We start from the raw sequence: 13802 nt of genomic DNA on the forward strand, positions 1-13802 counted from the left end.
AAGGGAGGGAGGGAGGGGGTATACGGCCCGTTCACGCCACCTTCCGTTCGGCGTACTCCGCGATCTCCACCATGGGCGGCCGCTCCTCGGTGTCCACCGGGTAGGTGCTCGGCTCGAAGCCGTCCTCGCCGCGCTCGAACTGGGTCAGCGCGGGCCGGACCAGATGGCCGCGGGCCAGCCGGAGCTGGGCCGTGCGGTAGATGGCGGCGGCCATCCGGCCGAGGGCCTGGCCGTCCTGGTGACGGTGCCTGCGCACCCCCACGTCGACCTGGGCCAGCGCGTCCAGGCCCACCAGGTGCAGCGCGTCCACCAGCATGCCCAGCTCCACGCCGTAGCCGACCGGGAAGGGCAGCCGTTCCAGCAGGGAGCGGCGGGCCGCGTACTCACCGCCCAGCGGCTGCACGAAGCCGGCCAGCTGCGGCCAGTGCATGTTCAGCAGCGGGCGGGCCATCAGCTCGGTGACCCGGCCGCCCTGCCCGGCGGCGCCGCCGAGCGGGCGGTCGTACATCGCCTTGACCAGCTGCACGTCCGGTTCGGTGAGCAGCGGGCCGACGATGCCGAGGACGAAGTCGGAGGAGAACTCCCGCAGGTCGGCGTCGACGAAACACAGGATGTCACCGCCGGTCACCAGCAGGGAGCGCCACAGCACCTCACCCTTTCCGGGGACGGCCGGGAGGCGGGGGAGGATCTCGTCGCGGTGCACCACCCGCGCGCCCGCGCGCGCGGCGACCTCGGAGGTGCGGTCCGTGGAGCCGGAGTCGACGACCACGATCTCGTCGACGAGCGGGGTCTGCTCGACGAGATCGTGCCGGATGACGGTGACGATGTCGCCGACCGTCTCCTCCTCGTCGAGCGCGGGCAGGACGACACTGACCGTCCTCCCGGTGCGCTGCTTGGCGGCCAGGATCCGATGGAGCGGGCGGTCGGCCACGGACCAGGAGCGGGTGGCCAGCCAGTGCTCGACTTCTTCCAGCACGGTCTGCGGCTCCTCACGTTGTCTCGCGCTTCGGACGACTATCTCAACTGTCCTGGCCTTCGGTTACAGTCTTGAACAACGCCGATGACCATCGCATGTCGTGGGTCGCGCGCGTCCACAACCGAATACCGCTCATCCAGAGGGGCAGAGGGACACGGCCCGATGAAGCCCCGGCAACCCTCCAGCCGGTCTCGTAGATCAGCCCGATCGGGCTCGATCGTCTCCGCGAGGCTCCCGGCTAGGGAAGGTGCCAAATCCGTCTCACGGCGAGATGCGTCGTGAGGAAGATGAGGAGAAAGGGCCTCGCCTCCATGGCTGTGCAGACAGTTGCCACCACCAGCGACTCCACCACCGTAGACCTCGGTCCCGCCGCCGCCCTGAGCTGCCGCGAGTGCGGTCACCGGGTGCCGCTCGGGCCGGTCTTCGCCTGCGAGGAGTGTTTCGGCCCGCTGGAGATCGCCTACGACTTCTCCGCCTACGACACCGAGCAGCTGCGCCGCCGTATCGAGGCGGGCCCCGCGAACATCTGGCGGTACGCGCCCCTGCTGCCGGTCCCGGCGGACGTCGCGGAGAAGCCCAACATCAACCCGGGCTGGACCAAGCTCGTCAAGGCCGACAACCTCGCCCGCGAGCTGGGCGTGACCGGCGGCCTGTACGTGAAGGACGACTCCGGCAACCCCACGCACTCCTTCAAGGACCGCGTGGTCGCCCAGGCCCTGGAGGCCGCCCGCGCCTTCGGCTTCACCACGCTCTCCTGCTCCTCCACCGGCAACCTGGCCGGTGCCGTCGGCGCCGCCGCCGCCCGCGCCGGTTTCCGCTCCTGCGTGTTCATCCCGCACGACCTGGAGCAGGGCAAGGTCGTCATGGCCGCCGTCTACGGCGGTGAGCTGGTCGGCATCGAGGGCAACTACGACGACGTCAACCGCTTCTGCTCCGAACTCATCGGCGACCCGGCCGGTGAGGGCTGGGGCTTCGTCAACGTCAACCTGCGCCCGTACTACGCGGAGGGCTCCAAGACCCTCGCGTACGAGATCTGCGAGCAGCTCGGCTGGCGGCTGCCCGACCAGATCGTGATCCCGATCGCCTCCGGCTCCCAGCTCACCAAGATCGACAAGGGCCTGCAGGAGCTGATCAAGCTGGGTCTGGTCGAGGACAGGCCGTACCGGATCTTCGGCGCCCAGGCCGAGGGCTGCTCCCCGGTGTCGACCGCCTTCAAGGCCGGGCACGACGTGGTCCGCCCGCAGAAGCCGAACACCATCGCCAAGTCCCTGGCCATCGGCAACCCGGCCGACGGGCCCTACGTCCTGGACATCGCGCGCCGCACCGGCGGTGCCGTGGAGGACGTCACGGACGCGGAGGTCGTGGACGCCATCAAGCTGCTGGCCCGCACGGAGGGCATCTTCGCCGAGACGGCGGGCGGGGTGACCGTCGGCGTCACCCGCAAGCTGATCGAGGACGGGGTGCTGGACCCGGCGAAGACCACGGTCGTCCTGAACACCGGCGACGGCCTGAAGACCCTGGACGCGGTGGCCGGGACCGGCCTCACCGCCACCATCCGCCCGACCCTGGACTCCTTCCGAGAGGCTGGCCTCGCATGAGCGTGACCGTTCGCATCCCCACCATCCTGCGCACCTACACCGGCGGCCGGGCCGAGGTCGCCGCCGAGGGAACGACCCTCGCCCAGGTCATCGAGGACCTGGAGAAGAACCACACCGGGATCGCCGCCCGCGTCCTGGACGACCAGGGCAGGCTGCGCCGGTTCGTGAACGTGTACGTCAACGACGACGACGTCCGCTTCGAGCAGGGCCTTGAGACGGCGACGCCCGACGGCGCCGGTGTGTCGATCATCCCGGCGGTCGCCGGCGGCTGATTATTACCTTCGGTAACCCCGGTTACCGGCTGTACATCGAATTGCCCCCTCGGTGAGAGAAGCGGAGGGGGCAATTCTGCGTGATTGAGCGCGGTAGAGTTGGGGAACACGGTCGCGGCCTTCGGGTCGCGGGCTCTTGATTCATGCCGCGTGCCCGACAAGAAGTAGCCAAAGTGTGCGGGTCTTCTGCGGCTTTTGCGCCCTTTATGACACCCGACTTGCCCTGAATTCGGGTGAATCCTCCCCACATTCCGGACCGCTCGCGTCCAGAATTCTCGTCCGATTGACCTGTTGCAGACGGCAGTTGGGCAGATACATTCAGCCGCGGTCGACGCGTTCCGGCGCACGCCCCCGTCCAATGGGGGGCGAGGTCTGACCCGGATCCGCGAAGTGTGGATCTGTGCAAGGGCCAGTAATAGGGGAGTTAGGCATGGCTCAGGGCACCGTCAAGTGGTTCAACGCGGAGAAGGGGTACGGCTTCATCGCGGTCGACGGTGGTGCGGACGTCTTCGTCCATTACAGCGCCATTCAGATGGACGGCTACCGCACCCTGGAGGAGGGCCAGCGGGTGGAGTTCGAGATCTCGCAGGGCCAGAAGGGCCCGCAGGCCGACATGGTTCGCCTCAGCGCCTGAACGTTTCTTGTCCGAAGGGCCCGCACCTCGCAGAGGGTGCGGGCCCTTCGCCGTACCCGGGTCCGGTGTCGACGGGCGGGCGAGGGGCGGCCCCGCCCGCCCGCGCCCTCCCGTCACCCGACCGCCACCCGACCGTCACCCTTCGACGGGCCCGCTCAGCGAGCGCACCTTGCACTCGGGCATGCCGAGTGCTAATCATTGCGTTAGCACTCTGAAGGTGAGAGTGACAACGAAGGACCGGGTCGGTGAGGCCCGCAGGCCAGGTGGGGCAAGGAACCACGCGGCCGGCGAGCCGTCCGTCGCGGGCGCGGGCGCGGTCCGAAGGAATCACCCCCAGTCCTGGAGGGACCACTTCACATGGCCAAGATCATCGCGTTCGACGAGGAGGCGCGGCGCGGCCTCGAGCGCGGCATGAACCAGCTCGCGGACGCCGTGAAGGTGACGCTCGGCCCCAAGGGCCGCAACGTCGTCCTCGAGAAGAAGTGGGGCGCCCCCACGATCACCAACGATGGTGTCTCCATCGCCAAGGAGATCGAGCTCGAGGACCCGTACGAGAAGATCGGCGCCGAGCTGGTCAAGGAAGTCGCCAAGAAGACGGACGACGTCGCCGGCGACGGTACGACCACCGCGACCGTGCTCGCCCAGGCCCTGGTCAAGGAGGGCCTGCGCAACGTCGCCGCCGGTGCCAACCCCATGGCTCTGAAGCGCGGTATCGAGAAGGCCGTCGAGGCCGTCTCCGCCGCCCTGCTGGAGCAGGCGAAGGACGTCGAGACCAAGGAGCAGATCGCCTCCACCGCGTCCATCTCCGCCGCCGACACCCAGATCGGCGAGCTGATCGCCGAGGCCATGGACAAGGTCGGCAAGGAAGGCGTCATCACCGTCGAGGAGAGCAACACCTTCGGTCTCGAGCTGGAGCTCACCGAGGGCATGCGCTTCGACAAGGGCTACATCTCCGCCTACTTCGCGACCGACATGGAGCGCATGGAGGCGTCGCTCGAGGACCCCTACATCCTCATCGCGAACTCCAAGATCAGCTCCGTCAAGGATCTGCTCCCGCTGCTGGAGAAGGTCATGCAGTCGGGCAAGCCGCTGCTGATCATCGCCGAGGACGTCGAGGGCGAGGCCCTGTCGACCCTGGTCGTCAACAAGATCCGCGGCACCTTCAAGTCCGTCGCCGTCAAGGCCCCGGGCTTCGGCGACCGCCGCAAGGCCATGCTCGGCGACATCGCCATCCTCACGGGCGGCGAGGTCATCTCCGAGGAGGTCGGCCTCAAGCTGGAGAACGCGACCCTGGACCTCCTGGGCCGCGCCCGCAAGGTCGTCGTCACCAAGGACGAGACCACCATCGTGGACGGTGCCGGCTCCTCGGAGCAGGTGCAGGGCCGCGTGAACCAGATCCGCGCCGAGATCGAGAACAGCGACTCGGACTACGACCGCGAGAAGCTGCAGGAGCGCCTGGCGAAGCTCGCCGGCGGTGTCGCGGTCATCAAGGCCGGTGCCGCCACCGAGGTGGAGCTCAAGGAGCGCAAGCACCGCATCGAGGACGCCGTCCGCAACGCCAAGGCGGCCGTCGAGGAGGGCATCGTCGCCGGTGGTGGCGTGGCCCTGCTCCAGGCCTCCCAGGTCTTCGAGAAGCTGGAGCTCGAGGGTGACGAGGCGACCGGCGCCAACGCCGTGCGCATCGCGCTCGAGGCCCCGCTGAAGCAGATCGCCGTCAACGCCGGCCTCGAGGGCGGTGTCGTGGTGGAGAAGGTGCGCAACCTGACCCCGGGCCACGGCCTGAACGCCGCGACCGGCGAGTACGTCGACCTGGTCGCCGAGGGCATCATCGACCCGGCGAAGGTGACCCGCTCTGCCCTGCAGAACGCCGCCTCCATCGCCGCGCTGTTCCTCACCACCGAGGCCGTCATCGCCGACAAGCCGGAGAAGGCCGCCGCGCCGGCCGGCGGCGGCATGCCGGGCGGTGACATGGACTTCTGATCGACCTGACGGTTGATCGCCTGTCCTTCGGACCGAGGGCGGTGCTTCCAGCTTCTGGCTGGGGGTGCCGCCCTCGGGCGTTTCGTGGGCCTCAGCCGGCGTAGTCCTTGAGCTTCTCGGTGCCGAGGGTGATGCCCACCGGAGGCGGCAGCTCGACGATCGCCCCCCAGGGGTGGGTGGAGGCGCAGGTGTTGCTAGCACCTGGCGGGGGTTGTTCGTTATGCGGGCACGCTGGAGCCTGGTGACTGGGCGTGGCAAATCGCATGCGTGGAGTCAACTCGCTGGGTGGGAGGGTCGGTTGAGGCCCTCCACCCATTCCGTGCAAAGAGGGCTCGGAGCTCAAAGCTTGAGGTTCGTGACGAACGCCGACCAGGCCTCCGCCCGGAACACGAGCTTCGGGCCGAAAGGGTTCTTCGAGTCTCGGACGGGGACGAGGGCTGGGATGTCGTGGGTGACTTCGAGGCAGTCACTACCGCCTTGGCTATAGCTCGCCTTGTGCCAGGTGGCTGTGCTCAGGTCAGGGATGGTCCGCATGGATGTAATCCTGCGCCACCGCCTCGATCAGGGCCAGGGACCTCTCCCGTGAGAGTGCGGAGGCCACAAGGAGGTCAAACGTAAACCTCAGCTGGGCGACGGTGGCCGGGTCGTCCTCCAAGCGCCCGTTGCGCACTCCCTCGAAGAAGACCACCGGAGGGGCGTCCTCGAACTCCATCAGCTTCAAGGCGCCCTGCATCGCCGTGTGCGCTCCCGTGCTGAACGACAGCACCTGCACGATGACCCGGTTTCGGCGGGCCAGGCCTGCGATGTGGTGCAGGGCCTCCGCCATCACGGTTCGGCCGCCGGTCTCCCGGTGCAACGCCGCCTCGTCAAGCACCGTCCACAACAAAGGCTTTGTTGGGTGGTCGAGCAGGCGGGTTCGCGCCATCCGGCCTTCCGTCCACTCCTCGATGGTCTCCTCAGGTGTCGTCGGGTCGTACGCGCGGTTCACGGCCTGCGCGTAGGCGTGGGTCTGCAGCAGTCCGGGGATCAGGAGCGGCGCGTACTGCCTGATCGCCCTGGCTTGCGCCTCGGCCTCTGCCGCTTCAGTGAAGTGCTCCTCATACTTCGACTTGGCCGCCGCACCGCAGTTCCGCGCGAAAAAGCCGTCAGTCCCCAGCACCTCGTCCAGCATCCGCGCGAACTCGGGCTGCATGCGCCGTGTCCCCGCCTCCAGCTGCCCGACGAACGATCCGCTCACGAACAGCCGTTGGCCCAGTTCCTCCTGGCTCAGCGCGGCCCTCTCGCGGGCGTGCCGTAACTCCGCGCCCAGCAAGGCGCGTGGCGATGACGACGGGTCGAGGTCCTTCGGTCCTGCCATGGCAACTCCTGTCCGACAGCCGGGTCTGTTGGGATGCCGTATCTGGCCAGGTTAGGACGCCGTCGGACACGCTGTGTGGTGAACAGGAGCACTCAGCGTGGAGGAATCGGCCCTATGGAGATGACGGAAAAGACCACCGGCGAACGGCCCGCCCGGACCGCCGAGGAGGCGGTCGAGCGACTGCGTGCGGCCCTGTGTGGGGTCGGCATCGTGCTGCCGTCGCTGCGGGTCGACCCGCTGAGCGTCTCGGACGAGGACCCGTACGCCCTGGTCGACCTGGGGCGCTGCAATCTGGGCGTGGCCTCCCGGCTGGCGGTCGCTCTGAGTCGTAGGCCCGAGTACGCAGTCGACACGCGCAGTGGGCGGCTCGGTGAGGTGATGGGGCAGGTGGGCGGCCGGGTGCAGCTGCGCCCCATCGGTGGCGGCCGGGAGTGGGACTGTCCGCCGGAGTCGGTCGGGCCGGCGCCGCCGGACGAGGTGCTGCGGGAACGGGTGCGGCGGTTGAACCGGGACAGTGTGGGCGGCGTCACGTGACGGGTGTCTGCGGAATCGGAATGCCGGGCAGCGTATGAGCGATTACTTAAGGAGCTGCAACAATGCGTGCTCACATACCGACCGGTTAACCCCGCACTTACGAGGAGCCCCCCACCGTGACCGTCACGACGCCCGCCTCCCGCGCGGCCCAGATCCTGTCCCGCCCGATCGCGCTGAACGGCCTGACCGTCCCGAACCGGATCGTCATGGCGCCGATGACCCGGATGTTCTCGCCGGGCGGCATCCCCGGCGAGGACGTCCGCTCCTACTATGCCCGCCGCGCCGCCGCCGGTGTCGGCCTCATCGTCACCGAGGGCACCTACGTCGGCCACGAGTCGGCCGGCAACAGCTCGCGCGTGCCCCGGTTCCACGGCGAGGAGCAGCTTGCGGGATGGGCGAAGGTGGCCGAGGACGTGCACGCGGCAGGCGGCACCATCGTGCCCCAGCTGTGGCACATCGGCATGGTCCGCGAGCAGGGTCAGGACCCCTTCCCGGACGCCCCCGCGATGGGCCCCTCCGGCCTGGTCACCGCGGGCGCCGAGCCCACCGGCAAGGCCATGACCCAGCAGGACCTGGACGACGTCATCGCCGCGTTCGCCCAGGCCGCCGCCGACGCCGAGCGCATCGGCTTCGACGGCGTGGAGATCCACGGCGCCCACGGCTACCTGCTCGACCAGTTCCTGTGGGCGGGCACCAACCGCCGTACTGACGCCTACGGCGGCGACCCGGTGGCCCGCACCCGGTTCGCCGCGGAGATCGTCGCCGCGGTCCGCGAGGCGGTGTCCCCTGAGTTCCCCGTCATCTTCCGCTACTCGCAGTGGAAGCAGCAGGACTACACCGCCCGCCTCGCCGAGACCGCCGAGGAGCTGGAGGCCCTCCTCACCCCGCTCGCGGCGGCCGGCGTCGACGTCTTCCACGCCTCCACCCGCCGCTACTGGCTCCCCGAGTTCGAGGGCTCCGACCTGAACCTGGCCGGCTGGACGAAGAAGCTCACCGGCAAGCAGGTCATCACCGTCGGCTCGGTCGGCCTCGACGGCGACTTCGTCAAGGCCTTCCAGGGCGAGGGCTCCGCGGTGGCGAACATCGACAACCTCCTGGACCGCCTGGAGGCCGACGAGTTCGACATGGTGGCCATCGGCCGGGCCCTGCTCCAGGACCCCGAGTGGGCGGCCAAGGTCCTCTCCGACCGCTTCGACGAGCTGAAGCCGTACGACGCGGCGGCGCTGCAGAGCCTGAGCTGACCGGACATACCCCTGGGGGCCCCGCCGCCGGCCGGGCCCTAGAGGTTGCCCATCGGCTCGATGTCGACCCGTACCGGCGTGCCCCACACCCGCAGCACCTCGTAGTCGGTGAACTCGTGGACGAGCCGGTACGCCATGGCGGGCCGGGAACCGCGGCGCTGGGCCGCGAGATACGCCTCCGCCTCGCGCCGGTCCCGGCGGGGCGTGCCGCACAGCTGCCACTCCTGCCCGTTCCACAGCTCCGGCAGCCATCGCTGCTGGGGCTGCGGACGGTCGCCGCGCACGCCGTACCGCGAGGCCGCGGTGGGGGCCGGCTCTCCCGGTCGGGGCCTGCTGCCCTGGAACTCCGAGCGCCGCGCGGCCCGGCGCCGGGTCTCGCACAGCAGGCACAGATCGGGGGCGCTCTCGTCCACGGGCCCCTGCGGGTGCTCGGGGCAGCGGGTGGCGGGCGCGCCGGCGGTGACGCTGTCGTCCAGCAGATCGAGGGCCCGCCGCAGGTCGTTCCTGATCTCGTGCAGCCGGGCGTCCGGCGTGTCGGCGGTCAGGGTCTCCCCGTGCTCGCCGAGCAGCCGGAGAGCCCGTCCGAGGGCGGTGAGCTGGGCGTGATTCATATCGGTCGGTCGCCTCCTCGCCTCCATGGTGCCCTGTCCGGCTCGGCACCGGCCCCCCGAGTCCCGCACCGGCGTCGGCCCATGGTGGAGTCGTGAGCGTGTCGACGACCTTCACGGCCCGTCTCCTCGGCGCCCTCCACCGCTTCAACGCCGCCCACCCCTGGGACCACAACGCCCACCACCACCCGTGGGTGCTACGGCAGTTGCCCCGCCGCTTCGGTGCCGCCCTGGACGTGGGCTGCGGGAGCGGCGAGCTGGCGCGACTGCTCGGCCGGCGCGCCCGGGAGGTGCACGGGATCGACGCCGACGCGGAAATCGTGGCCAGGGCACGGGAGTCGACGGACGCGGCGGCATCCGTCAGGTACAGCGTCGCCGACGCCTCCGGTCCGCTTCCCGCCGGCCCCTACGACGTGATCACCTGTGTCGCCGTGCTCCACCACCTTCCCTTCACCGAGACCCTCACGCGCCTCGGGCAGCAGCTCACACCCGGCGGCACGCTGGTGGTCGTCGGCTGTGCGCGGGCGTCGGGGCCCGTCGACCACGCGCTCGGCCTGGTGGCGCTGGCGCTCAATCCGCTCCTGGGGTGGGCGAAGAACCGCGGCCGGGCCGCGCACCCGCCCGTGTCCATGACGGCCCGCACCCGGGAGCCGGAGATGACCTTCGCCGAGATCTCCCGCGCGGCCCGCCGGCTGCTGCCCGGCGCCCGGCTGCGGCGCCGGCTCTTCTGGCGCTACACCCTCGTGTGGAGGGCCCCCGCGGGACCGCCGGTCCGGTGAGACCCGGCCGACGACGGCCCTGCGGCCATAGCGGGGACGACGGCCCTGCGGCCACCGCGCGGGGATTCCGGCGCCCGGCCGCTGCCGCTTTCCCTGCTGGTGCCCCGCCGCTGCCGCTTTCCGTCCCGGTGCCGGGCGCTGCCGCCTTTCGTGCCGTGCCGTGCAGTGCGGTGCAGTGCCGTGCGGTGTGCGTGGCGGTGCCGGGGCGTGGCCGGCGTCGTCGGTGTCGGTGTCGGTTCGGCGTTGCCGTCGGTGTCGTGGGTCAGCCGCCCTGGTGCAGCAGGCTTCCCGTGCCGCACGCGGGGGCGGGGCCGCTCAGCGGCAGCGGGGACACCGCCTTGACCACGGGGCCCGCGGCCATGCCACCGGCGCACATGGCGGTGCCGGTGGCGGTCCAGTGGTCGGCGGCGTGGGCGTGGGCGGGGGCGGTCAGCGCGGCGGCGGAGACCGCGAGGGCGGCGGTGGCCAGAAGCTTTGTCATCATGCCCGGGAAACGACTGGTCACGGCCGTGCGTCACGCGGAGCCGAAAGGGTACGGCGGCCGGGGGAGCGGCACGGTCGTGGCGCCCGCCCCGGGCGCGCGGGTCAGCGGGGCGCGTGCGCCAGCGCGGCGCGCAGATGGCCGCCGGACTCCTCCAGCAGCCGCGCGGCCGTCGGCCCGTCGACGCCCGCGAGCAGGGCCAGGATCGCCTGCTTCACCTCACCGCCGGTCTCCGTGAGGGCCTTGTCGATCTCGGCGTCGCCCGCGCCCGTGGCCAGGGAGACGATCCGGTGCGAGCGGGCGCGGAGCTTGGCGTTGGAGGCGCGCACGTCGACCATCAGGTTCCCGTACGTCTTGCCGAGCCGGATCATCGTGATCGTCGACAGCATGTTCAGCACCAGCTTCTGGGCCGTACCCGCCTTCAGACGGGTGGAGCCGGTGATCAGTTCCGGGCCCACGACGACCTCGATGGCGTGCTCGGCGGCGGCGCCGAGCGCGCTGTTCTCGTTGCAGGCCAGACCGATCGTCAGGGCGCCGAGGGCGCGGGCGTGTTCGACGGCGCCGACGGCGTAGGGGGTGCGGCCGGAGGCGGAGACGCCGACCACGGTGTCGTCGGGGGAGAGCTTCAGCGCGTCGAGGTCCCGGCGGGCCAGCTCCCCGGAGTCCTCCGCGCCCTCCACGGAGGTGACCATGGCCGCGGGGCCGCCCGCGATCAGGCCGACGACCTGCTCGGGGTCGGTGTTGAAGGTGGGCGGGCACTCGGAGGCGTCCAGCACGCCGAGCCGCCCGGCGGTGCCGGCACCGGCGTAGACGAGCCGTCCGCCGCGGGACATCCGCTCGGCCACGGCGTCGATGGCGGCGGCGATCCGCGGCAACCGGGCCGCCACGGCGGCGGGTACGCCCGCGTCCTCACCGTTCATCAGCCGGGCGATGTCGAGGGTGGGCAGCCGGTCGATGTCGGCCAGCTCGGGCCGGAAGGCCTCGGTGGTCAGGGAAGCCAACTGGCTGCGCAGGTCAGAGGAGGTCATTGGGGCGGCTCTCTCCGTGACTTTCCGATCGGGGGCGGTGAACCTACCTGAAGGCGCGGGGCTGTGTCCGGTACGCGGGTCCGCCAGGGGGCACGACCGGCCGTACCCGGATCCGCGACACCCACAGCACTCACTCCTCCGGTCTATCGCGCTAGCGCGAACCACTCCGGTGCCGGTGGGCCAGCGCCTCGTACGACGCGGCCAGCGCGGGGGCCGCGGTCTCGTACGTCCGCTGTGCCACGCCCACGAACAGGCAGTCCACCACCAGCAGCTGGCTCGTCCGGGAGGACATCGCGGCGGGCCGCAGCTCCGTCTCCCGCGAGGTCGACGTGGTCAGCACGAGGTCGGCGTACTGCGTGACCGGCGAGTCGGGTCTGCCGGTGATCGCGACGGTGGTCGCCCCGTGCTCGAAGGCGGCCCGGAGCGGCTCGATGACGTCCCCCGTCGACCCGGAGTGGGTGATCGCGATCGCCACGTCGCCCGGGCGGAGCTGCACCGCGTTGGTCACCGCGAGGTGCGGGTCGCTGTGCGCGTGGGCTATGAGCCCTATCCGCAGGAGCTTCTGAGTGAGGTCCTGGGCGACGAGCCCCGACGCGCCTATGCCGTACACATCGGTGCGCCGGGCCGCGGCCAGCGCGGTGACGGCCGCGTCCAGCTGCACGGTGTCGATTCCGGCGGCCGTGTCGGCGAGGGTCTGCTGCTCCTCGTAGGCCAGCTTGGCGACGACGTCGGCGATGGGGTCGTCCACCGCGATGTCGGTGGTGATCGCGGGGGCCCGGCCGGACTGCTGCTGGGCGGCGAGACCGGCGAGGGCGAGCCGCAGGTCGCGGTAGCCCGGATAGCCCAGCAGCCGGGCGGTGCGTACGACGGTGGCCTCGCTGGTGCCGGTGAGTTCGGCGAGGCCGGTCACCGTGAGGGCGGCGCAGCCGGCCGGGTCGTTCGCGACGGCCTCGGCGACGCGCTGCATGGACCGGGTCATGGAGGGAGCGAGCGTACGCACCTTGGCGGCGAGGGAGCCGCCCGGACTTCCGAAACTTTCCTTCATGCCATGGGTCACGGATGAAAGATATTTTCGGTTCGGTGTCGCGGTCAAGAGTGCGCACAATGGGGTGCATGGACCCCATCAGCCCCCTGGAGCAGGCGTTGCACGCGGCCCGCGCCCTGGTACTCGCGGATCTGGTCGCGGGCGAGGTCGCCGAGGCGGACGTGGTCTCACTGGTGGAGGACGCCGTCGTCCAGCGGCGCTGGTGGGTCGAGCAGTGGCCGCAGGGCGCGGCCTTCGTCGCCGGGCTGGTCGCCCAGGACGTGCAGGACGCCCTGCTGGACCGGTACGGCCGCTGGCCGCTGTGCCCGGTGTGCGGCTCCGGCGACCCGCACGCGCTCGACGTGGAGCCGGAACTGGGCCCCGACCCGCACTGGGTGTGCCACAAGGCGGGCGTGAAGGTCGCGTCGGTGGGCTCGCTGGGATCCGCCACCGGCCGGAAGGCTTCGTCGTGACGCTGTACATCGACCCGCCCTCCTGGCCCGGCCACGGCCGTATGTGGTCGCACCTGGTCAGCGACGCCTCCTACGACGAACTGCACGCCTTCGCCGCCGGGTTGGGCGTGCCGAGACGGGCCTTCGAGCGCGACCACTACGACCTTCCGTCCCACCGCTACGCGGACGCGGTGGCCGCCGGAGCGGTGGAGATCAGCAGCCGCGAGGTGGTACGGCTGCTGCGGGCGTCGGGCCTGCGCCGGCCGAAGAGACGGCAGACTTCCTAGGGCCCCGGCGGCCCCGCCGCGACGCCCGACGGGCAAACGCCGCCCGCTGAGGCACTACTCCGGCCATCGAGCACGCGCATCCGACGCGCGCGCCCCGGCCCAGCACCCGGTCCCCCGCTCCGGCGTCGGGTCCCCGGCCCGGGCTCACCGACCCGGCGTCCGGGCTCACCGGCCCGGCATCCGGGCTCACCGGTCCGGCGTCCGGGTTCGCCGATTCTGCGTGCGGGCTCAGCGGCTCGGGGTCCGGGCTGGCCGGTCCGGCGTCTGGGTTCGCCGGTCCGGCGTCCGGGTTCGCCGATTCTGCGTCCGGGCTCACCGGTCCGGTGTCTGGGCTCACCGGTTCGGCGTCTGGGTTCGCCGTTCCGGGGTCCGGGTTCGCCGATTCGGCGTGCGGGCTCAGCGGATCGGGGTCCGGGCTGGCCGATCCGGCGTGCGGGCTCGGCGGTCCGGGGTCCGAGCTGGCCGATCCGGCGTCTGGGTTCGCCGTTCCGGGGTCCGGGCTCAGCGGATCGGGGTCCGGGCTGGCCGATCCGGCGTGCGGGCTCGGCGGT

At 71.2% G+C, this 13802-nt stretch carries 16 protein-coding genes and 1 riboswitch; of the genes, 9 read left to right on the forward strand and 7 right to left on the reverse strand.

All coding sequences use genetic code 11. The features are described from left to right. Window positions 1-31 precede the first annotated feature (31 nt). Window positions 32-976 (reverse strand): glucosyl-3-phosphoglycerate synthase, encoded by a 945-nt coding sequence (locus AB0B40_RS09895; RefSeq protein ID WP_362263650.1) that lies wholly within the window; start codon window positions 974-976, stop codon window positions 32-34. Window positions 977-1105: 129 nt separating this feature from the next. Next, window positions 1106-1270: riboswitch (SAM riboswitch) on the forward strand. A gap of 17 nt (window positions 1271-1287) precedes the next feature. On the opposite strand from AB0B40_RS09895, the gene thrC reads away from it, so the two are divergent. From thrC to groL, 4 genes are all read left to right on the forward strand, one after another. Beyond that, entirely contained in the window at window positions 1288-2574 is a 1287-nt protein-coding gene (gene thrC, locus AB0B40_RS09900; RefSeq protein ID WP_345051357.1) for a threonine synthase, read from the forward strand. After that, window positions 2571-2846, forward strand: coding sequence for a MoaD/ThiS family protein (locus AB0B40_RS09905; protein WP_345051355.1), 276 nt, complete (start codon window positions 2571-2573; stop codon window positions 2844-2846). The genes thrC and AB0B40_RS09905 overlap by 4 nt, the downstream gene beginning before the upstream one ends. 430 nt (window positions 2847-3276) lie before the next feature. After that, window positions 3277-3480, forward strand: coding sequence for a cold-shock protein (locus AB0B40_RS09910; RefSeq protein WP_004929928.1), 204 nt, complete (start codon window positions 3277-3279; stop codon window positions 3478-3480). A 357-nt stretch (window positions 3481-3837) separates the two neighbouring features. Continuing rightward, window positions 3838-5460 (forward strand): chaperonin GroEL, encoded by a 1623-nt coding sequence (groL, locus tag AB0B40_RS09915; RefSeq protein WP_030341968.1) that lies wholly within the window; start codon window positions 3838-3840, stop codon window positions 5458-5460. Between the two features lie 339 nt (window positions 5461-5799). Here groL and AB0B40_RS09920 read toward each other — a convergent pair whose 3' ends face one another. Beyond that, window positions 5800-5994 carry a DUF397 domain-containing protein gene (locus AB0B40_RS09920; RefSeq protein WP_345051352.1) on the reverse strand — a complete coding sequence of 65 codons (195 nt, stop codon included), beginning with the start codon at window positions 5992-5994 and terminating at the stop codon, window positions 5800-5802. Then, entirely contained in the window at window positions 5978-6817 is an 840-nt protein-coding gene (locus AB0B40_RS09925; RefSeq protein ID WP_362263651.1) for a helix-turn-helix transcriptional regulator, read from the reverse strand. The genes AB0B40_RS09920 and AB0B40_RS09925 overlap by 17 nt, the downstream gene beginning before the upstream one ends. Before the next feature lie 114 nt (window positions 6818-6931). Between AB0B40_RS09925 and AB0B40_RS09930 the strand changes: the two genes are divergently transcribed. Together AB0B40_RS09930 and AB0B40_RS09935 are read left to right on the forward strand one after the other, a co-directional pair. Continuing rightward, complete coding sequence (locus AB0B40_RS09930; protein ID WP_345051349.1) at window positions 6932-7351, forward strand: hypothetical protein; 420 nt, start codon at window positions 6932-6934, stop codon at window positions 7349-7351. A 116-nt stretch (window positions 7352-7467) separates the two neighbouring features. After that, window positions 7468-8592, forward strand: coding sequence for an NADH:flavin oxidoreductase (locus tag AB0B40_RS09935; protein ID WP_345051347.1), 1125 nt, complete (start codon window positions 7468-7470; stop codon window positions 8590-8592). 38 nt (window positions 8593-8630) lie between these two features. On the opposite strand, the gene AB0B40_RS09940 is transcribed toward AB0B40_RS09935, so the two are convergent. Continuing rightward, window positions 8631-9203, reverse strand: a complete 573-nt coding sequence (locus AB0B40_RS09940) for a hypothetical protein (protein WP_345051345.1) — start codon at window positions 9201-9203, stop codon at window positions 8631-8633. Between the two features lie 92 nt (window positions 9204-9295). On the opposite strand from AB0B40_RS09940, the gene AB0B40_RS09945 reads away from it, so the two are divergent. After that, complete coding sequence (locus AB0B40_RS09945) at window positions 9296-9979, forward strand: class I SAM-dependent methyltransferase (RefSeq protein WP_362263652.1); 684 nt, start codon at window positions 9296-9298, stop codon at window positions 9977-9979. 262 nt (window positions 9980-10241) lie between these two features. Here AB0B40_RS09945 and AB0B40_RS09950 read toward each other — a convergent pair whose 3' ends face one another. From AB0B40_RS09950 to AB0B40_RS09960, 3 genes are all read right to left on the reverse strand, one after another. Beyond that, window positions 10242-10463, reverse strand: a complete 222-nt coding sequence (locus AB0B40_RS09950) for a hypothetical protein (RefSeq protein ID WP_362263653.1) — start codon at window positions 10461-10463, stop codon at window positions 10242-10244. Window positions 10464-10564: 101 nt separating this feature from the next. Beyond that, entirely contained in the window at window positions 10565-11488 is a 924-nt protein-coding gene (murQ, locus tag AB0B40_RS09955; protein WP_345051340.1) for an N-acetylmuramic acid 6-phosphate etherase, read from the reverse strand. Window positions 11489-11639: 151 nt separating this feature from the next. Next, window positions 11640-12533: a MurR/RpiR family transcriptional regulator gene (locus tag AB0B40_RS09960; RefSeq protein ID WP_345051478.1), complete on the reverse strand. Its 894-nt coding sequence runs from the start codon at window positions 12531-12533 to the stop codon at window positions 11640-11642. A gap of 68 nt (window positions 12534-12601) precedes the next feature. Here AB0B40_RS09960 and AB0B40_RS09965 point away from each other — a divergent pair, with 68 nt between their 5' ends. Together AB0B40_RS09965 and AB0B40_RS09970 are read left to right on the forward strand one after the other, a co-directional pair. Next, window positions 12602-12985 (forward strand): hypothetical protein, encoded by a 384-nt coding sequence (locus AB0B40_RS09965; RefSeq protein WP_345051338.1) that lies wholly within the window; start codon window positions 12602-12604, stop codon window positions 12983-12985. Beyond that, window positions 12982-13251 (forward strand): DUF4031 domain-containing protein, encoded by a 270-nt coding sequence (locus AB0B40_RS09970; RefSeq protein ID WP_345051337.1) that lies wholly within the window; start codon window positions 12982-12984, stop codon window positions 13249-13251. Before AB0B40_RS09965 ends, AB0B40_RS09970 begins: the two co-directional genes overlap by 4 nt. Window positions 13252-13802: the final 551 nt, after the last annotated feature.

Source organism: Streptomyces sp. NPDC042638, from assembly GCF_040647235.1.
Classification (GTDB): domain Bacteria; phylum Actinomycetota; class Actinomycetes; order Streptomycetales; family Streptomycetaceae; genus Streptomyces; species Streptomyces rameus.